Origin of the sequence: Aedoeadaptatus coxii (assembly GCF_001553115.1) — a bacterium.
GTDB classification, from domain to species: Bacteria; Bacillota; Clostridia; order Tissierellales; family Peptoniphilaceae; genus Aedoeadaptatus; species Aedoeadaptatus coxii.
The window spans coordinates 51,146-70,274 of sequence record NZ_KQ960182.1; the positions used below are offsets into that span (position 1 = coordinate 51,146).

General features: G+C 43.2%; 23 protein-coding genes. 19 read left to right on the forward strand and 4 right to left on the reverse strand.

The features are described 5' to 3' along the window. The first annotated feature begins 6 nt into the window (after positions 1 to 6). Genes dtd through HMPREF1863_RS07080 form a run of 6 tightly spaced genes read left to right on the forward strand, consistent with a single transcriptional unit; the run spans position 7 to position 6,192 of the window. Entirely contained in the window at positions 7 to 456 is a 450-nt protein-coding gene (dtd, locus tag HMPREF1863_RS07055) for a D-aminoacyl-tRNA deacylase (protein ID WP_068369159.1), read from the forward strand. Further along, on the forward strand, positions 456 to 1,079 hold the full coding sequence (locus HMPREF1863_RS07060; protein WP_068369161.1) for an MBL fold metallo-hydrolase: 624 nt from the start codon (positions 456 to 458) through the stop codon (positions 1,077 to 1,079). Before dtd ends, HMPREF1863_RS07060 begins: the two co-directional genes overlap by 1 nt. Further along, positions 1,076 to 2,455 carry a coproporphyrinogen dehydrogenase HemZ gene (gene hemZ / locus HMPREF1863_RS07065; RefSeq protein ID WP_068369164.1) on the forward strand — a complete coding sequence of 460 codons (1,380 nt, stop codon included), beginning with the start codon at positions 1,076 to 1,078 and terminating at the stop codon, positions 2,453 to 2,455. Before HMPREF1863_RS07060 ends, hemZ begins: the two co-directional genes overlap by 4 nt. Continuing rightward, positions 2,452 to 3,984 (forward strand): Mur ligase family protein, encoded by a 1,533-nt coding sequence (locus HMPREF1863_RS07070; RefSeq protein WP_068369169.1) that lies wholly within the window; start codon positions 2,452 to 2,454, stop codon positions 3,982 to 3,984. The genes hemZ and HMPREF1863_RS07070 overlap by 4 nt, the downstream gene beginning before the upstream one ends. Before the next feature lie 8 nt (positions 3,985 to 3,992). Continuing rightward, a complete protein-coding gene (gene aspS, locus HMPREF1863_RS07075) occupies positions 3,993 to 5,771 on the forward strand; it encodes an aspartate--tRNA ligase (RefSeq protein ID WP_068369172.1) in 1,779 nt (592 codons plus the stop codon). Between the two features lie 4 nt (positions 5,772 to 5,775). Next, the gene (locus tag HMPREF1863_RS07080; RefSeq protein WP_068369174.1) at positions 5,776 to 6,192 is read left to right on the forward strand and encodes a SoxR reducing system RseC family protein; all 417 of its coding nucleotides are present in this window, start codon (positions 5,776 to 5,778) and stop codon (positions 6,190 to 6,192) included. Between the two features lie 46 nt (positions 6,193 to 6,238). Here HMPREF1863_RS07080 and HMPREF1863_RS07085 read toward each other — a convergent pair whose 3' ends face one another. Genes HMPREF1863_RS07085 through HMPREF1863_RS07100 form a run of 4 tightly spaced genes read right to left on the reverse strand, consistent with a single transcriptional unit; the run spans position 6,239 to position 8,378 of the window. After that, positions 6,239 to 6,730, reverse strand: coding sequence for a threonine/serine exporter family protein (locus tag HMPREF1863_RS07085; RefSeq protein WP_068369176.1), 492 nt, complete (start codon positions 6,728 to 6,730; stop codon positions 6,239 to 6,241). Position 6,731: 1 nt separating this feature from the next. After that, positions 6,732 to 7,520 (reverse strand): threonine/serine exporter family protein, encoded by a 789-nt coding sequence (locus tag HMPREF1863_RS07090; RefSeq protein ID WP_068369178.1) that lies wholly within the window; start codon positions 7,518 to 7,520, stop codon positions 6,732 to 6,734. Continuing rightward, positions 7,489 to 7,779, reverse strand: coding sequence for a GIY-YIG nuclease family protein (locus HMPREF1863_RS07095; RefSeq protein WP_068369180.1), 291 nt, complete (start codon positions 7,777 to 7,779; stop codon positions 7,489 to 7,491). The genes HMPREF1863_RS07090 and HMPREF1863_RS07095 overlap by 32 nt, the downstream gene beginning before the upstream one ends. Further along, positions 7,770 to 8,378, reverse strand: coding sequence for a RecX family transcriptional regulator (locus HMPREF1863_RS07100; RefSeq protein WP_068369185.1), 609 nt, complete (start codon positions 8,376 to 8,378; stop codon positions 7,770 to 7,772). Before HMPREF1863_RS07100 ends, HMPREF1863_RS07095 begins: the two co-directional genes overlap by 10 nt. Before the next feature lie 122 nt (positions 8,379 to 8,500). Between HMPREF1863_RS07100 and HMPREF1863_RS07105 the strand changes: the two genes are divergently transcribed. From HMPREF1863_RS07105 to HMPREF1863_RS07165, 13 genes are all read left to right on the forward strand, one after another. Then, positions 8,501 to 8,938, forward strand: a complete 438-nt coding sequence (locus HMPREF1863_RS07105; RefSeq protein WP_068369188.1) for an FHA domain-containing protein — start codon at positions 8,501 to 8,503, stop codon at positions 8,936 to 8,938. Positions 8,939 to 8,945: 7 nt separating this feature from the next. Beyond that, the gene (locus HMPREF1863_RS07110; RefSeq protein ID WP_068369190.1) at positions 8,946 to 10,211 is read left to right on the forward strand and encodes an FtsW/RodA/SpoVE family cell cycle protein; all 1,266 of its coding nucleotides are present in this window, start codon (positions 8,946 to 8,948) and stop codon (positions 10,209 to 10,211) included. After that, entirely contained in the window at positions 10,192 to 11,640 is a 1,449-nt protein-coding gene (locus HMPREF1863_RS07115; protein ID WP_068369192.1) for a peptidoglycan D,D-transpeptidase FtsI family protein, read from the forward strand. Before HMPREF1863_RS07110 ends, HMPREF1863_RS07115 begins: the two co-directional genes overlap by 20 nt. Further along, complete coding sequence (gene ispD, locus HMPREF1863_RS07120) at positions 11,633 to 12,334, forward strand: 2-C-methyl-D-erythritol 4-phosphate cytidylyltransferase (RefSeq protein WP_068369195.1); 702 nt, start codon at positions 11,633 to 11,635, stop codon at positions 12,332 to 12,334. The genes HMPREF1863_RS07115 and ispD overlap by 8 nt, the downstream gene beginning before the upstream one ends. After that, positions 12,331 to 12,807 (forward strand): 2-C-methyl-D-erythritol 2,4-cyclodiphosphate synthase, encoded by a 477-nt coding sequence (gene ispF, locus HMPREF1863_RS07125; protein WP_068369198.1) that lies wholly within the window; start codon positions 12,331 to 12,333, stop codon positions 12,805 to 12,807. The genes ispD and ispF overlap by 4 nt, the downstream gene beginning before the upstream one ends. A gap of 15 nt (positions 12,808 to 12,822) precedes the next feature. Beyond that, entirely contained in the window at positions 12,823 to 13,680 is an 858-nt protein-coding gene (locus HMPREF1863_RS07130; RefSeq protein ID WP_068369200.1) for a class II fructose-1,6-bisphosphate aldolase, read from the forward strand. After that, positions 13,680 to 14,336 (forward strand): fructose-6-phosphate aldolase, encoded by a 657-nt coding sequence (gene fsa, locus HMPREF1863_RS07135; RefSeq protein ID WP_068369203.1) that lies wholly within the window; start codon positions 13,680 to 13,682, stop codon positions 14,334 to 14,336. The genes HMPREF1863_RS07130 and fsa overlap by 1 nt, the downstream gene beginning before the upstream one ends. Further along, the gene (gene glpX, locus HMPREF1863_RS07140) at positions 14,329 to 15,297 is read left to right on the forward strand and encodes a class II fructose-bisphosphatase (RefSeq protein ID WP_068369206.1); all 969 of its coding nucleotides are present in this window, start codon (positions 14,329 to 14,331) and stop codon (positions 15,295 to 15,297) included. Before fsa ends, glpX begins: the two co-directional genes overlap by 8 nt. A gap of 77 nt (positions 15,298 to 15,374) precedes the next feature. Continuing rightward, positions 15,375 to 15,572, forward strand: coding sequence for a 50S ribosomal protein L31 (gene rpmE / locus HMPREF1863_RS07145; protein WP_068369212.1), 198 nt, complete (start codon positions 15,375 to 15,377; stop codon positions 15,570 to 15,572). A 50-nt stretch (positions 15,573 to 15,622) separates the two neighbouring features. Further along, a complete protein-coding gene (locus HMPREF1863_RS07150) occupies positions 15,623 to 16,546 on the forward strand; it encodes a DUF1385 domain-containing protein (RefSeq protein ID WP_068369214.1) in 924 nt (307 codons plus the stop codon). After that, the gene (prmC, locus tag HMPREF1863_RS07155) at positions 16,537 to 17,355 is read left to right on the forward strand and encodes a peptide chain release factor N(5)-glutamine methyltransferase (protein ID WP_068369217.1); all 819 of its coding nucleotides are present in this window, start codon (positions 16,537 to 16,539) and stop codon (positions 17,353 to 17,355) included. The genes HMPREF1863_RS07150 and prmC overlap by 10 nt, the downstream gene beginning before the upstream one ends. A 1-nt stretch (position 17,356) precedes the next feature. After that, on the forward strand, positions 17,357 to 18,424 hold the full coding sequence (gene prfA / locus HMPREF1863_RS07160; RefSeq protein ID WP_068369220.1) for a peptide chain release factor 1: 1,068 nt from the start codon (positions 17,357 to 17,359) through the stop codon (positions 18,422 to 18,424). A gap of 90 nt (positions 18,425 to 18,514) precedes the next feature. Beyond that, positions 18,515 to 19,060: a rubrerythrin family protein gene (locus HMPREF1863_RS07165; protein ID WP_068369225.1), complete on the forward strand. Its 546-nt coding sequence runs from the start codon at positions 18,515 to 18,517 to the stop codon at positions 19,058 to 19,060. The last annotated feature ends 69 nt before the right edge of the window (positions 19,061 to 19,129 follow it).

Genomic DNA, 19,129 nt, shown 5'->3' on the forward strand with positions numbered 1-19,129 from the left:
GGAATTATGCGCGCAGTGGTTCAACGCGTTAAACGTGCCGCCGTCACGGTCGACGGCGAGTTCATTTCATCCATCGAAAGAGGGATGATGGTTTTAGTCGGCGTATCGACGGAAGATACGAAAAAAGACATGGAGTACATCGGAAATAAAATAGTCGGCCTTCGTATTTTCGAAGATGAAGAGGGCGTCATGAACGTAAATGCTGCAGATAGCGGAAGCGAGATTATGATTGTCAGCCAGTTCACCCTTTATGGCGACGGCCGAAAAGGCAATCGTCCGAGCTACATTCGCGCGGCGAAAGGTGATGTCTCCGAACCCATGTATGAAGATTTAATTCGGTACGTGGAATCTAAGGGCTTTTCCGTAGCTCGCGGAAAGTTTGGTGCCGATATGTCCATTGATATGGTGGCGGATGGACCGGTTACTATTTTATTGGATAGCGAAAGGGGTTTTTAATGGCTTTTAAAACTGTTTTAGTCGGCGGTACGACCAATTGCTACATCGTCTACAATGAAAAAAATAAAAAAGGATTTATTGTGGATCCGGGTGCTGAATCCGGTCGTATTTTAGCCGAGGTCGAGCATCTGGGCTTAACCATTGAAGCGATTTTATTGACCCACGCTCATGGAGATCACGTAGCGGCACTTAATCAGGTGCGCGATGCTCTCGGCGTAAAAGTATACATGGATAAAGATGAATTGGAAAACTTCAACCATCAAGTGCCTCAATTTATTGCCATGATGGGCGGAGAGGTGCCCGATAAAGAACCGGATGTCCTATTAAATGACGGTGACACGATCGAATTGGACTGCGGTAAAATTAAAGTGATGCAAACAGCGGGGCATACCCCCGGTTCGGTTTGTTATTTTTATGGGAATCTCCTTTTAAGTGGGGATACTTTATTTCAGGGCTCTATAGGTCGTACAGATTTTCCGGGAGGGGACATGCAAGCTATGATGCACTCATTGCGCAAACTTGCACAGGTCGATGAAAATTTAAGAGTTTTACCCGGTCACGGCCCTGAAACCTCTATCGGCATCGAAAAGCGTATTAATCCCTATATGCAACACGTCCTATGATTCGCATTGTAAAAGGTACAGATTCGGAGATTCATACATTTTATGAACTTCTCCGAATCTATTTTCCGTATTACGAAACATCCGGCGAGCTTTTTCTGTCCATTGAAACGATTGGGGATATAAAAAAAGCCGTCCTCGTAATCGGCGAGGATCGCTTTGAAAAAGATTTTAATTTTAAAGATGAATATGAGGCTAAGCGCGCCATTGCATCTTGGATTGTGCGCGATATTGAACATGATTCTAAAGAGGATTGCCTATGGGGAACCCTTACCGGCACGCGTCCTATTAAATTTCTTCAAAAACAGAGGCGCCTTTTAGGTGACGAAAAAACAAAGGCGTATTTAATCGACGAATATTTACTCAGCCCGTATATGGCGGATCTTTTAATGGATATCGCCTTGTTGGAAAGCGAAAAGACCGATGGAATCAAGGGGAAAGGTTATTCTCTTTACATTCACATTCCCTTTTGTGCAACCCGTTGCGATTACTGCAGCTATCCCACGATTAGGAGCGATAATCTCGATGCTGTCGAACTTTATATGGATTACCTCTTAAAGGAACTGGACTACGTATTGGGAACAATTAAAGAAGATCCCACGACAATTTACATTGGCGGCGGAACGCCGACTTCCATACCGCTTCCAATGCTTAGTAAATTATTGGATCGACTGACAAATCTAAAGCCTGTCGAATTTACGTTGGAAGCGGGCAGACCTGAAACCATCGATGAAAATCTTTTGAATATGCTAAAAGAATATCCTGTTACGCGTATAAGCATTAACCCCCAAACCATGGTGGATGAAACTTTAAAAAGGGTGAAGCGGCCGCATAAGAGCGAAGATATTAAGCGAGCGTACGATATGGTGCGGGAGCTAACGGATTTTGAAATTAATATGGACCTGATTTTGGGGCTCGGCGATGAAGGAATACCCGAAGTTGCCCACACATTTGATGAAATCATCGCTTTAAATCCGGAAAATATTACGATTCACGTCTTGTCCCTTAAAAATGGATCCAAGTTATTTGAAAACGAAGGGGTATATACCAAAAATATTCGTCGGATGCAGAATTATTCTATGAAGCGCATGGACGAGGCGGGCTACCATCCCTATTACCTATACCGTCAAAAGCGGATCATGGGTAATGGATCGAATATCGGATTTTCGAGGGAAGGTCACGACAATCTTTATAATATGATTATGATGGAGGAGATCCATTCGGTTTTGGGCGTAGGCATGTCATCGACGACAAAATTGGTAGACAAAAAGGGAAAGACTATTCGCAAATTTTCCAATTTTAGAAATATGAGAGATTATACCGATCGATTTGGGGAAATCATCGGCAAAAAGAAAAGGTATTTGGGAGACATTTTATGAAGTTAAAGACTTTACTGGAACGAGTAGAGATTCAAAAACGAATCGGCAGCATAGACGAGGAATTGGACATTCCCCATATTTCAAATGATTCGAGAGAAATCGGAGAGGGCGACATTTTCGTCGCCATGAAAGGCGTTTTAGTTGACGGTCATGATTATATCGAAGAGGCTATTAAGCGCGGCGCAGCGTTAATTGTATGCGATCACGAAGTATCGATCGATGTTCCGCGAATCGTCGTTGAAAATCCACGGATGGCGCTTGCCGACCTGGCCTGCGCATTTTACGGCGATCCTTCCAAAGAAATGAAGGTTTACGGTGTAACGGCCACCAACGGAAAAACCTCTACAGCCTACATGATGCGGGATATTTTTAAGGCCGCAGGTTTTGAAGTAGGCGTTATCGGAACAGTTGAAGTCCAATATAAGGATGTTTCCATTCCTTCGATTTTAACGACCCCGGAGTCCATTCATCTGCAAAAGCATTTGCGCAACATGGCGGATAGCGGTGTAGAAGTTGTGGTAATGGAAGTATCTTCTTCGGCCCAAGAACTTTATCGAAGCCGAGGAATTGATTACGATATAGTCAGTTTCAATAATATTTCCGTTGAACACTTGGAGCAACACGGAACATTTGAAAATTACTTCCGTTTTAAAAGTCGTTTAATTCGCCATGCGGATAAAGAAACGGCGGTTATCTTAAACATCGACGCCCCGCTTATTGAGAATCTGAAAGATAAGACGGAGGGACAAGTTTTTACGGCAGGTGCTGAAAAAGATGCCTTAATTGGTGTTTCGGATATAGATATTTCGAGCGGTTTTCCTAAATTTATTTACTCGGTAAAGGATGATCATAAGGCCGGTAAGTGGTCTCTCAAAAAATTGGATCTCCCCATCGAGCTTCAGGTAACGGGATTTCATACAGTTTTAAATGCCATGGTAGCCATTAGCTTCGGTTTATTGGTGGGCGTGGAACCGTCCATTATTCAAAAAGCATTATATAATTTCAGAGGAGTCGAAAGACGCTTCGAGTTGATCTATAATAAAGAGTATATGATCATCGACGATCATTACGCCAATGTTAAAAATATTGCCGTTACGCTGGAAACATTATGTCGTATGGATTATAAGAATTTGCATCTACTTTACGCCATTCGCGGCGGCAGGGGAGCGGAACTTAATCGCGAAAATGCGGAAGAAACCGTCAAGTGGATGCCGAAACTGCCTCTTAAAGATTTTATAGCGACAAAATCCGTCGAGGTAGTATCGTCTAAAGACGTGGTGACGGACAAAGAGCTCGAAGCTTTTTTAAGCGAAATGGAAAAAGCAGGCCATTCCGTACCTGTCATCGATTCCCTGAAGGAGGCCATCGATGCCATACTTCCAAAGGTCGAGCCGGGAGATGTTCTGCTTTTGGCAGGATGTCAAGGCATGGACCATGCAGCAAAATATATTTGGCAAATGTTGGCCGATAGTTCTTCAGGAGACGAGAGGGCGCACTGGCTTAAAAAGATAGATGAAAGAATTTGTTAGGAGGAATCATGGGAGAATCACTGGGAACATTAAAGCGCACACATTTATGCGGAACATTAAATGAAGAATATATCGATCGTCCGGTCACGATTATGGGTTGGGTGCAAAAATCCAGAAATCTGGGGGCACTTGTATTTACCGATGTTCGCGATTACACGGGTATCGTTCAAGTCGTTTTCGATAGTGAAGTGGACGAAAGTGTATTTGAAAAAGCAACGTCTTTACGTTCTGAATTTGTCGTAGCTGTCGAAGGGAATGTCAGGGCCCGCAGTGCCGTTAACGAAAACATTCCGACGGGTCATATTGAAATTTTGGCTCGCGAATTAAAGATTCTTAATGAGTCCGAAGTTCCTCCGATTTATGTCAAAGATGACGACGACGTAAGCGACGACCTTCGTTTAAAATATCGCACACTTGATTTACGTAAACCTCACAGTCAACAGGTTTTAAGGACGCGTTCCCGGGTATATAAATTGACGAGGGACTTCTTCTACGACGAAGGTTTTGTGGAAGTTGATACTCCCATGTTAAACAAGCCGACGCCGGAAGGGGCGAGGGATTATCTCGTGCCGAGCCGTATCCACGACGGTGCATTTTATGCTTTACCTCAATCGCCTCAATTAATGAAACAATTATTGATGGTGTCGGGATTTGATCGTTATATTCAAATCGCCCGTTGTTTCAGAGATGAAGATTTGCGTTTCAATCGTCAACCTGAATTTACGCAAATCGATATGGAACTGAGCTTTGTGGAAGCGGACGATGTAATGGAAATTAACGAGCGTTATTTAAAAATGCTCTTTAAAGAAGTGCTCGATGTAGACTTAAAGACGCCTTTCGATCGCATGACCTATCGGGAAGCGATGGATCGCTATGGCGTGGATAAACCGGATGTTCGTTTCGGAATGGAACTTAAAAACGTATCCGACATCGTAGAGAACTGTGACTTTAAAGTATTTTCCGGTGCCGTTTCATCCGGCGGCAGCGTACGTGCCATTGTCGTAAAAGGCGGCGAGGAATTTTATTCCCGTAAGAAAATCGACAAGTTGGAGTCCTTCGTAAAAGACTTTAAGGCGAAGGGCCTGGCATGGGCTAAGATAAAAGAAGACGATATTCAATCGCCGATACTTAAATTTATTGGCGACGATGTTATGAAGAGTATTATCGAGCGCGTCGATGGGGAAGCGGGGGATTTAATTTTATTCGTCGCCGATAAAAACGACGTGGTCTTTGCTGCTCTCGGAAATCTTCGAAACCATATTGCCGATGAAATGGATTTAATTCCGAAAGATGTCATTGCACCTCTTTGGATCGTCGAATTCCCCTTATTCGAATACGACGACGAAGAAGAGCGTTACGTGGCAAAACACCATCCTTTCACGGCACCTATGGATGAAGATATCGACAAAATTGAAACCGACCCCGCCAATTGCCGTGCGAAGGCTTATGACATTGTCATGAACGGCGACGAAATGGGCGGCGGCTCCATTCGTATTCATGACGGACAAATTCAAAAGAAAATGTTTAAAGCATTAGGCTTTACGGAAGAAGAAGCACAAGATAAATTTGGCTTCTTGTTGGAAGCCTTTAAATACGGTGCACCGCCACACGGCGGCCTAGCCTATGGATTGGATCGATTAATTATGTTGCTGACCGGCGAAAAGAATATGCGCCATGTTATTGCATTCCCTAAAACACAATCGGCAAGCGACTTGTTAACCGGTGCACCTGTAGGTCTCTCGAAAAAACAACTTGAAGAGGTGCATATTCGCGTTATAGAGGAGTGATAGCATGATTCAAATTGGGCGTGTTTTATCGGTTAATAAAGGCATGGCCTATATGGAAGTGACACGGAAAGGAGCTTGCGGTTCGGGGTGCGCGACTTGTACCAGTACGGCATGTGAATCAAAGTCTGAATTTATTTCCGTATCCAACGATTTAAACGCTGAAGCCGGCGACACGGTAGAACTTTATGTAAACGATCATTTCGTCTTACAGTCTATCTATAAAGTCTATGGCATACCATTAGCGGCGTTTCTCGCTTTAATTTTTATTGGCCAGTTCTTGCTGCCGAAAAGTTTAGCGAATCGCGATCTCTATATATTTGGCTTAGGTGCTCTTTCCTTTGTTCTCAGCTTTATTGTTTTGAAAAAAGCTGATAAAAAAAATGGGAACCGAGGCCAACTGAAAATGATTAAGATATTATAAAAAGAGCCATAGTTCAGTTTGAAATTTCTGAACTATGGCTTTTCTATTACATAGAGTCTCGCCAATGATCTAAACGTGGTTGACCTTTATGAATGGAACGTCGTCGGAAGGCGCGGAGAGATTTTGAAAACATACCGGAAGCAACAATTCCCAAGGAAAGGGCAATGGCGATAGAGAATGTGTTGACCGCTTCGCGGAGAAACATGTCCATATTATCTTGAATTAAATAACTCATGGTGTAATACATTCCGCCGCCGGGGACCAAAATAATCAAAGGCGGCATAATGAAAATAGTGGCGGGCATTTTGTAATACCGGGAAAAAAGTTCGCCGAGAATACCGATTAAAAATGCGGCGAGAAAAGCTCCGAAGAAAGCATTGCCGTCTAAATCTATAATCTTTAGATACAGAAGGTATGAAATAGCGCCACTTAAACAGCTTGAAAGAAGAGATCGTTTTGGAGCTTCCACAGGTATAGCGTAGCCGAGGGCGCCGCAAAAAGAAACACAAAACATAATGAGAGCTTTTGTAAGGGTCATATTACGCTCCAATCATTTTTTCCAAATTTAAAATAACGCCGACGCCTAATGCAATGGCAAGGGCAACGAAGATTCCCTTTGTAATACCGATGAGTCCGGATACATAATCGCCGCTGATAATATCACGGAAGGAATTGGTTACCGCCATGCCGGGTACAAGGGGCATTATGGCACCGATGATGATCATATCCATGTGAAGAACGGGCATTGCCTTAACCCCGATTAATGCGAGAATGGAAACGACGAGGGTACCGATAAAGGATTCGGGGAAAAAAGAAACGTTATAGCGTGCCGTGAAACGCATGCAATAATTTAAGATGAAGCCGACGAAAAAGGTGTAGGCAAAGTCGTACCAAGTGCCGCCGAATAAAACGGCAAAGGAGGCACTACATAGGCCCGTAAAAAACATGGTAACGGGTAGAGAACGCTTAGTAGCTTTGGAGAGAGCGATCAGTTCGTTTCGTGCATCTTGAATTGATATTTCGCCGGCTACAAAACGTCTGGAGAACGTGTTGAGGGCGTCGATTTGATTGAGATTAACGCCGCCGTTTTCGATATCTTTAAACATGGTAATGGTTTCATTTTCATATTCCGCCGAAACAAAAATGGCGGAATTCAAGCCAAAGACATCGACCTCTTTAATACTTTTCATCGAAGAAATCATACGCTCGATGGTATCTTCGGCACGATAGATTTCGGCTCCGTTTTTAATAAGCATTTGACCGGTCGTCATGGAAATGTTGATTAAGCTCTTAGCTTCATTTAAGCTCCTTATCTCTTGTCGGGACAAGACAACCGCCTCCTTTTTCTATAAGCTGTTTCTTTTTTTCGCGCGTTAGACTTTTAATAGCGAGTTCTTTTTTTAAACCCGTCGATTTATCGGCTACTGATTCTAAATAGACCATGGAAACGGGAAGGCGACTACGAGTATATTTCGACGCCGTTCCCTTATTGTGTTCTGATAATCGACGTTTGGGATCGGTAGTATAGCCGGTATAAAAACTCTTATCGCTACATTCCAAAATATAGACGTAATGCGTTACGGCCATCGACTAAGCACCGCCTTAATAGCAGAATATTCAAATCCGCGAGAGAGGAGGAAGCGAATGATCTTCGTTTTCTCCTTGGATAAATTCCGGTTTCGAACGTATTTCTTATGGACGATCTTTTCCACCAATTCAATTTCATCATCCTGTGTAAAATGTTCAAGCGCATCGGCGATAAGTTCGTCGTCGACGCCTTTTTGTTTTAAGAGATAACGAATTTTAACCGGCCCATAGCCGTTAAGATTCCGTTTGTCGCGAGCATACAGTTCAGCGTACTCTCGATCATTTAGAAAGCCGTAGTCTTGCAGATAATCGACAGCGGCTAATATCGCATCCTCGTCGATACCTTCTTTGAACAGCAGATCTTTAATTTCCCATGTCGTCTTTCGATTGCGAAGCTTTTTGAGAGCAAAGTCGATGGCAATTTGGCGTTCGCCGTCTTTTCGGATATCCAAAAGATCCTCTTCACCAAGCTCTTTTCCCTTGTAGAGATTGTGCCGCACAAAAACCGACTCCGGCAAACTCAAGGAGATTTCGTCATTCAGATCGACGACAAAGAGATTATTTAATTTTCTAATGCGTTTAATTTCCATAGTCATCATCGCTATATTTTAACATAATTTAGGAATTTCTTCTCTTAAATCCATGGCTTCATAAGAGCCGACTCGTTGAAAATAAGCGATTTCTGTGATAATATTTATGTAAAATTAAGTTGAGGTGGACGATGATTTTATTACTTTCGCAGTTATTTAAATACATTTTTATATTAATCATCTACTTATTTATCTTCACCATTATTCGAATGATTTATTTGGATATTCGTTCCATGCGTTCGATAGACGCGAATAAGGATGAAGCCTATTTAAAAGTAGTTAACCGATTAGATTCTTTAAATTTTAAAATGCAGGAGTACTATGTGTTAAAAGGTCTTACGAAGCTGGGCCGCAGCAGTAAAAATGACATCGTGATTAAAGATAATTTCGTATCTAAAAATCATTTGGTCATTCAGGAAGAAAACGGCCATTATTATATTCGTGATCTGCACAGCGCCAATGGTACTTTTTTAAACGGCCAAACATTATACGATGAAGCGGAACTTAAAAACGGCGACCGGATCGGCGTCGGCTTTATTCAGTTTTTATTTGTAGATCAAGCAAAGTAGGTGGATCGTGATCAATAAATTATTAAAACGACCTCGGGATATTCTCTTGATCTTTGAAGTATTGGCCATTATTTTGGTTTTTTATACTTATGAAGGAGATCTCGACCGCCAACTGTTATTCTTAACGGGCGGCCTTGTTTTTGTCATCTATATTTCGAATTTTATACTGGGAAAAATTACGACCGGGGACAATTATATTTTTCTCATTATATCCTTACTTTTAACGATCGGCGTTGTCACTATTTTTAGAATCAAGCCTGCCATCGGTATTAGACAGCTGCAGTGGGCCTTTATCGGCGTTCTGCTTTTTTATGCCACCTATTTTGTAGTGCGAATTTTTCCTAATTTGGAACGCTACGGATCCTTAGCACTGATTATTAGTGTGTTGCTTTTTCTATCTACTCTGATTTTCGGGAAGGCGGAAGGCGGCGCTAAAAACTGGCTCAAGTTCGGTTCTATCGGCTTTCAACCTACGGAATTTATTAAAATCTTGCTGATGTTTATACTGGGGAGCTTTTATACAAATTATGAAAAATATAAGAAGTATCCCTATGCCAGTTACATTATAATGGCCATCATCTATTTTTTCGTTCTCATGCTTTTCATTCAAAGGGACTTGGGAACGGCCGTTATGTTTATGGCTATGTATATGTCTGTTCAGTTTGTCTATGACCCGGATATTAAAGCCGTTCTTATCAATATTGTATTATTGGTTTTAGGTGCCATTGCGGGATACTTTTTATTCTCCCACGTACGCGTTCGTTTCGATTTGTGGTTGGATCCATGGAAGGATGTTTACACCTCGGGACGTCAGATCGTGCAGTCCCTCTTCGCCATTGCAGAGGGCGGATTTTTCGGTGTGGGCATCGGTTTTGGACATCCGGAACTTATCCCCGTATCGGTATCGGACTTTATTTTCCCCGTTATTTGTGAGGAAATGGGACTTTTTGCCGGGTTCGCCATTATTCTTCTTTACATTCTATTGGTTTATCGAGGCATTAAAATTGCCCTCGAGCAAGAGTATAAGTTTTACAGAATTCTGGCAATTTCCGCAACGGTTATGATTTCCATACAGGCGTTTTTAAATATCGGCGGTGTAACGAAACTTATACCTATGACGGGGATAACTTTGCCCTTTATGTCTTATGGGGGAAGTTCTATTTTGTCGAGTTTCATCGCGCTTGGAATTTTGCAGGTAGCTTCTGAGGATCTTTCCTGGAAGTATGAACGAGACGGAAAGCATGAGGTGAACGATGAACAAATCAGAGCTTAGGCGAATCGTCATCCTTATGGTAGGTTTAATCGCGTTATTCTTAGGCGCCATCGTCTACCTCACGTATTTTTATCTTTTCGAAGCGGAGACCGTGCGCAACCATCCATCCAATCGTCGGGGTTATATTGAAGAAGCTCAAATTAAACGAGGAGATATTTACGATCGCAACGGCGAACTCCTCGCAACATCGAAAGGGGAGCCCGGCCACTATCATAGAGAGTATACTTATCCTACTCTTTATTCCCATATGATCGGCTATTCTCATCCTTCGCTTGGCAAGAGCGGACTTGAAGCAAGTCATAACGACGATTTGTTGAATCGAAACAGCAATCGCGCCATAGTCCAAATTTCCAATTGGCTCAGCAATAAAAAGCAGGGCGGGAATTCTCTTATTTTAACGGTAGATACACAGGTGCAATCGAAGGCGCGGGAACTTTTGGAAGAAAACGCAGAGCGCGGCAGCATTGTGGTTATGAATCCGAAAACGGGAGAGATTTATGCCATGGCCTCTTTGCCGGATTTCAACGCCATGTCTGTAGCGGAAGATTGGAATTCTCTACAAAAGAATAAAGCGGGTGCCCTATTAAATCGCTCCATTAACGGGAGGTATCCTCCCGGTTCAACTTTTAAGATTATTACGGCAGCCTCATTACTCGACAGTAATTTAAACCTGAATTACGACGATAAAGGATCGCAAACTATCGACGGACGAGAATTTAAAAATGCGGAAGGAAGCATTTACGGAAATGTCGATTTAAAAGACGCCATTACCCATTCTATTAACACTTATTTTGTTTCAAAAGGTGCTAAACTCGGTAAGGAACGTTTGGGATCGACAGCAGATCAATTCTATTTCAATAAAAAAATTCCCTTTGATCTTCCCGTATCGCCTTCGGTATTTGATTACAAAAAGAATATTCCGAAGACGACCCTAGCGGCGTCTGCCATTGGACAAGGTGATGTTTTAGTTACGCCGCTTCACATGGCCATGGTGGCAAGTACTGTCGCCAATGACGGAAAAATGATGGAGCCCATTCTCGTAAAAGAAGTGGAAGATCCTAAAGGTAAAAGTATTCGTAAACATGAACCTAAAGTTTTGCAAGATTCCATTTCTGAGGAAACAGCTAAAAAACTTAACGAGTTCATGCTCTCAGTCGTTCAAAACGGTACGGGGAAACGCGCCGCCATGCGCCGCGTTAAAGTGGCGGGTAAAACCGGATCAGCAGAAAATGCATCGGGTGAAAACCACGCGTGGTTTATCGGCTATGCTCCCGCCAATGATCCTCAAGTGGCCGTTGCCGTTATCGTCGAGCAAGCGGGCCGATCAGGCGGCAGCGTTGCCGCTCCCATGGCGCGCGATATTATAGCTTACGCCCTTAACAATATCGACTTCTCCCAAAATTTGGAAAAGGGGTCGAGGGATGAATAGCGAAAAAGTGTGCGTCTTAATCGCCGCGGCCGGAATGGGGAAGCGCATGCGCATCAGCCAGAATAAGCAATACCTTCCTATTCACGGAAAGCCCATGATCCGTCACACTATCGAAATTTTCGACGGTTTGAGTGAGATCGATAAGATTATACTTCTCATACGCTCCGGCGAGGAAGAGATGATGCGCACCATTCTAAAGACCATGGAGCTTCATCACGAAGTATCCATCGTTCTCGGAGGCGATGAACGACAAGACAGCATATGGGAAGGTTTACGTTATTTAGAAAACTTTGACGGCATTATTTTGACCCATGACGGTGCCCGGCCTTTTGTCACAGAAAGGGAAATTTTATCGGTCATCGAGGGGGCACGTACATCAGGCGCCTGCTGTCTCATGACGCCGATGAAGGATACGGTGAAAATCAGCGAAGACGGAGACTGGGCACAGTTTACGCCGGATCGCTCAAAGCTTTTCGCCATTCAAACGCCCCAGGGTTTTCACAAGGAAGTTTTAATTAGCGCCTATAAACAGGCGTATGAAGAAGGATATTACGGAACGGACGACTGTTCTCTCGTAGAAAAAACGGGGAAAAAAGTACGCCTTATTCGAGGATCCTATAAAAATATTAAAATTACAACACCTGAAGATTTAATTTTTGCAGATGCTATTTATTCAGATAGGATGGAAGAATGAAAATTGGAATAGGATACGATGTTCACGCCCTCGTGGAGGATCGCGACTTGATTTTGGGCGGCGTAAAAGTTCCCCATGAAAAAGGACTTTTAGGCCACTCTGATGCCGATGTTCTCGTCCACGCCATCGAAGATGCCATTTTAGGCGCTTTGGCCTTGGGCGATATCGGTAAATTATTTCCCGACACGGACCCTGCCTTTAAAGATGCGTCCAGTTTAAAAATGATGGAAGAGGTCGTAGAACTGGCAAAAGAAAAAGGCTACCGCATCGGAAATATCGACAGTACCATTATTGCCCAATCGCCGAAACTTGCCCCTTTTATCGACGATATGCGTAAAAACATTGCTCGTGTTTGCGGGAAAGACATGGACGATATTTCCGTGAAAGCGACAACTTCGGAAAAAATGGGGTATGAAGGAAGAAAAGAGGGCATGACGGCAATGGCCGTTGTACTTTTGGAATCAATCGATTAGAGAAAGGATATGTTTATGTTAGTTACAGGAAAACAAATACTTGAACACGCCGATCAAAACGGATATGCCGTCGGTGCATTTAATGTTAATAATATGGAAATTATTCAAGCTATTGCAGAGGCAGCAGGAGATTTAAAGGCACCGGTTATTTTACAAGCCTCTCAAGGCGCCATTAAGTATGCAGGCGTCGAATACATCACCTCTCTCGTAAAAACCACGGCGGGATTAATCGACGTTCCTATGGCGCTCCACTTGGATCACGGTACAGATTTCGATGAAATTATGAAATGTATTCGCAATGGCTTTACCTCCGTTATGATCGACGCATCAAAGCATGAATTGGAAGAAAACATTCGTCTTACAAAAGAAATTGTGCGCATCGCCCATTCCGTAGGTGTATCGGTAGAAGCGGAACTCGGTAAAATCGGCGGAACGGAAGATCATATCGTAGTTTCTGAATCGGAAGCCACTTATACAGATCCCGAAGAAGCGCGTATTTTCGTAGAGGAAACCGGCGTGGATTCTCTTGCCATCGCCGTCGGTACGGCACACGGTGTGTATAAAGGTGAACCTAAAGTCGATATTGAACGTATTAAAGAAATCGATCGCGTAGTCTCCGTACCCCTCGTACTCCACGGCTCTAGCGGTGTTCCCTACGACACCCTCGAAAACGCAGTAAAAGCAGGTATTCGTAAAATCAACATCGACACGGATATTCGCGCAAGTTTTGCAACTTCCGTTAAGGAATTTGTCGAAGCAAATCCGAGCGAAATCGATCCTCGTAAAATCTTGAAACCTGCTCGCGCCCGCATGGCCGACACGGTAAAAGAAAAAATCAAAGTATTCGGCAGTGACGGTAAGGCTTGGAAATAATGAAGTTTTTTATTGATACAGCAAACATTGAAGAGATAAAAGCGATCGAATCCTGGGGCGTTATTTCCGGCGTTACGACTAATCCCAGCCTTATAGCAAAAGAAAAAGATGTGGTCTTTGAAGAAGTAATCAAAGAGATCACATCTATCGTCGACGGCCCTATTAGTGCCGAAGTAACATCGGAAGATGCGGAAAGCATGATTCGAGAAGGGAAAGCACTTCACGACATCCATAAAAATGTAGTCGTAAAAATTCCCATGACGACCGAAGGTTTAAAAGCTATTCGTGCCCTGGAAGAGGTGGGTATTCCTACCAACTGCACTCTGATTTTTTCGGTCAATCAGGCTTTACTTGCACTACAAGCAGGGGCCAGCTATATTAGTCCCTTTATCGGTCGATTAGATGATATTGGAAACGACGGTATGGATTTAATTAAATCCCTGGCGGAAATCATCGACTTTTATGGTTATGAAAGCGAAATAATTGCCGCAAGCGTACGTCATTCGCTGCATGTACAACAAGCGGCTATGGCAGGAGCTCACATTGCTACCGTGCCCTATAAAGTCTTCAAACAAATGGTAAGCCATCCTTTAACCGACAAGGGGATCGATCAATTTAACAAGGATTTCGAAGGAACGAGGAGAGCGAATGGATAGAGATTTAAGTCTGAATATAGCACGTGTTACTGAAGCGGCCGCTCTTTCCGGCGCAAAATTCTTAGGCAAAGGCGACAAAAACGGTGCAGACGGCGCAGCTGTCGATGCTATGCGTCGCATGTTTGATACGGTGCATATTAACGGAACCGTCGTCATTGGCGAAGGGGAAATCGATGAAGCCCCCATGCTTTATATTGGCGAAGAAATCGGCACACGCCAAAATGACGACGTGGCGGTGGACATTGCCGTGGATCCCATCGACGGTACGACGGCCATAAGCAACGGTATGAACAATGCCATCGCCGTTGTGGCTGTAGCGCCTGAGGGATGCCTGCTTCACGCTCCCGACGTATACATGAAAAAGATTGCTTGCGGACCTGCGGCAAAAGGTAAAATTCAGTTGGACGACACCGTCGAAAATAATATAAAACGGGTTGCAGAAGCAGTAGGCAAGTCTATGGAGGATATTACGGTTTCCGTATTGGATCGTCCGCGTCACGACGATCTCATTCAAGAGATTCGTAAAACCGGTGCCCGCATCCGAAAAATAAGTGACGGCGACATTGTGACGGCGATTTATACTTGTTTTGAAGAAAGCGGTATCGATTTAATTATGGGTATCGGCGGGGCGCCTGAAGGTGTCGTGGCAGCAGCGGCATTAAAATGCCTCGGCGGAGATTTTCAAGGACGCCTCGTTCACTTCGACGACGCACAACTTTCCAGAATCGAAAAGAGTCCGGCGGAAGAAGGAAAGATCTATACGATCGATGATTTAGTAAAAGGCGATGATGTCATTTTTTCCGCAACCGGTGTTTCCAACGGCGATTTATTGAAGGGCGTTCATTTTATGAAGGGGAATAAGGCATCGACACAATCCCTTGTATTGAGATTACCTTCTCGCACGGTTCGTTTTATCGACAGCGTTCACGATTTAAATCACAAGCCGGAATACGCAAAGTAATTGACAATTCAGGGTGCGTATGTTATCCTAAATTAGTTAGTAATTGAGTAAAATTTTAGAGAAAGGAGTGTGGACAGATGAAAAAAGGTATCCATCCCGAATACAAAGAAGCAACTGTAACCTGCGCTTGCGGCAACACCTTCAAGACGGGCTCTGTAAAAGAGGATTTAAAAGTGGAAGTTTGTTCCGAATGTCATCCTTTCTTCACAGGACGCCAAAAGTTTACGGATACTGGCGGACGTATTGATAAATTTAACAAAAAATATAAGAGATAAAGAATGGTCCGTGGAAGCGGACCTTTTTTTATAAGGAGTATCTTAACTATATGAAACAATCCTTTAAGACCACTATCGGCGGGCAAGCGCTCATCGAGGGCGTCATGATGAAAGGACCTTCCAAAACGGCTTACGCCGTTCGCAAGCCTGACGGCGACATCGCCATGCGTATCGAAAAAAATAACAGTATTTTAGAACGGGTTCCCTTTTTAAATGTTCCTATTTTACGCGGTGCTGTTAAACTGATCGAGGCTATGCTCGTCGGTGTAGATGCTATTATTTATTCGGCTTCGTTTTGGGAAGTTGATGAGGATGAAGAGGGATTTTTAGAAAAGCATTTCCCTAAACACCATAAAAAAATGGAAGAAGTGCTCTCCGTATTGATTTCTCTTTTGTCGGCGGTTATTTTCTTTATGATTTTACCGAATTTAATGGCGACTTTTTTCCAATCTAAAATTGAAAATCATATTTTGCTTAATTTAATGGAGGGCGTTTTCCGCATTTTTATCTTCTTCCTCTATTTAGGACTTATTTCCAAGCAGAAGGATATTGCCAGGGTCTTCCAATATCACGGGGCCGAACATAAATCCATCGCCTGCTATGAAGCGGGAGCACCCCTTACAGTGGATGAGGTACGTAAGTATTCTAGACTTCATCCTCGCTGTGGCACGAGCTTTCTCTTTATGGTGTTGGTTATTTCCGTCGTCGTGCTATCTTTTTTCGGATGGCCTTCTTTATTAGGGCGGATTATCGTGCGGCTACTAATGTTCCCGGTGATTGCAGGTATCGGATTTGAAGTTAATCGCTTAATTGGAAAATACGATAATCGTCTAACTCTCATATTGCGTTATCCCGGCCTTATGATCCAAAAGTATTTTACCGTCAAGGAACCTAATGAGGAACAAATGGAAGTGGGGATCGCATCTTTGAAGGCCGTACTTCCTGAAGATGGAGAAGACGACACATGGAATTAAGAGAGGCCTTTCATTTATGTCTCGATGCCTTTGGAAAAGGCGAGGAAATTAAGGCATATGATCTATTGGAGGAGCTTATAAAGGTTACGAGAAAAGATTTTATTCTTCAACCTGATCGTAAGCTCACATCAAAAGAAACTAGGAGCCTTTATTCTGCCTTGGAGGATGTCAAGAAGGGAAGACCTCTACCTTATATCCTTCACAAAGCTTATTTTATGGGCGAAAGCTTTTATGTCGACGAACGCGTTCTGATTCCGCGATACGATACGGAGCATAGCATCGAAGTCATTCGTTCATTGGTTCCGGAAGCGCCGAAAATTCTTGAAATCGGAACGGGTTCAGGTTGTGTTGCCATAACATTGGCTAAGCTTTTTCCGGAAGGTTACATTGTATCCGCCGACATATCGAAAGATGCATTAGATGTTGCTACGATCAATGTAAAAAATCACGAGGCGGATAATTTACAACTTCTTCATTCCGATTTATTTGATAAAATAGAGAATACCTTTGATGTGATTTATTCAAATCCGCCTTATATCAGCGAAAAGGAAATGGCGGTATTGGATAAAAGCGTCCTCGACTTTGAACCCCATCTCGCGCTTTACGGAGGAGTAGAGGGGTTGGACTTTTATGAGGCCATTACAAAGGAGGCCCGTCATTATTTGAATCCAAATGGTTATCTTGTGTTTGAAATCGGCGCAGATCAAGGCGACGCCGTGAAAAACCTTTTAGAAAAACACCATTTTAAAGATATACAAATACGGCGAGATTTTTCCGGTCTCGACCGCGTACTATATGGGAGGTTGTAAGATGTTTGAAAATTTAACGGTATATGAGGATCGTTACCAAGAATTAAATAAAATGATGATGGATCCCGAGGTTCAAAGCGACAGCAAGCTCTTGCAAAAAACCGCCATTGAACACGCGGAGATCGAACCTATTGTAAAGAAATACAGAGAGTACGTAAAAGTTTCGCAAGATCTCAGGGACAATAAGAGTATGTTCGATGAGAAAATAGACGACGAAATGCGCGAACTCATTAAAGAAGAGATAAAAAAAGACGAAGAAACCCTCGAAAAGATTGAAGACGAACTTAAAATCCTATTAATTCCAAAAGATGAAAATGACGATAAAAACGTCATCGTGGAAATTCGTGGCGGTGCAGGAGGCGACGAGGCTGCACTATTTGCCGGCGTTCTTCTTCGCCAGTATATTCATTATGCAGACAATAACGGATGGAAATCGGAACTTCTTTCCAGCAATGAAAACGGCATTGGCGGATATAAGGAAGCCATCCTTTTGATTCAGGGCAAGGGAGCCTTTTCCAGATTAAAATACGAATCGGGCGTGCACAGGGTTCAACGTGTGCCTGAAACGGAATCTTCAGGAAGAATTCACACTTCAACCGCAACGGTTATTGTCATGCCGGAAATTGACGACGTGGAAGTCGAAATCGATCCTAACGACGTACGCGTCGATGTATTCCGTTCATCCGGAAACGGAGGGCAGTCTGTTAATACGACGGACTCCGCCGTTCGATTAACTCACGAACCTACGGGCATTGTCGTAAGCTGTCAGGACGAAAAGAGTCAGCTTAAAAATAAAGATAAAGCTTTTAAAATTTTAAAGACGAAACTTTACGACTTGGAACGTCAAAAGCAAGAAGATGCCGTAAGTCAGGAAAAGAAATCCCAAATCGGCTCCGGCGATCGCTCCGAACGTATTCGTACCTATAACTATCCCCAAGGCCGCGTAACCGATCATCGCATTAATTACACGAGCCATAGGATTGACGACATTAATAACGGCGATTTAAACGATTTGATCGACGCTTTAACAGCAGCGGATCAAGCGGCAAAAATTGAAAATATGCAATAATGCCAAGTACATGAGCACACCTTATAAGCTTGTAATATTTTCCTAAACGTCTATAATGAAAATATAGAAACTGTATAAGGAGGACTCATTATGCACGCAATGACACAAGATAATTTAAGGAGTGCTTTCGGAGGCGAAAGCCAAGCGAGCATGCGGTATGGTATTTGGGGTAAAACCGCTAAAAAAGAAGGCTTTGCGAATGTAGAACGTCTTTTCAAATGCACAGGAGATGCTGAAAAAGTTCACGCTAATCTACACTTCCAAGCAATGAAAAATGTACACGGTGATTTCCCCGTAACCAGCATGGCCGGATTCGGTATCGGATCAACTTCCGAAAACCTTCAAAAAGGTATCGACGGCGAAGTATTCGAATACACCGAAATGTATCCCGCATTCATCGAAGTAGCTAAAATGCAAGGCGAAGATGAAGCAGTGAAGGCCATGGAATATGCAGTAGCGGCAGAAAAGGTTCACGCTGAGCGCTACGGAGAAGCTAAAAAGGCTGTCGACGCAGGTAAAGACTTAGAAGCTGAAGATATTTTACTCTGCCCGGTATGCGGTTACATTACCTTTGATAAAAGCGAAGAAACGTGCCCCATTTGCGGTACTAAATCCAAAGCTTTCGTAGCTTACTAAATCGAGAAAAAGGCATCTTCGGATGTCTTTTTTGATGCCTAAAATTGGCGAAATGTCTATGGTATAATG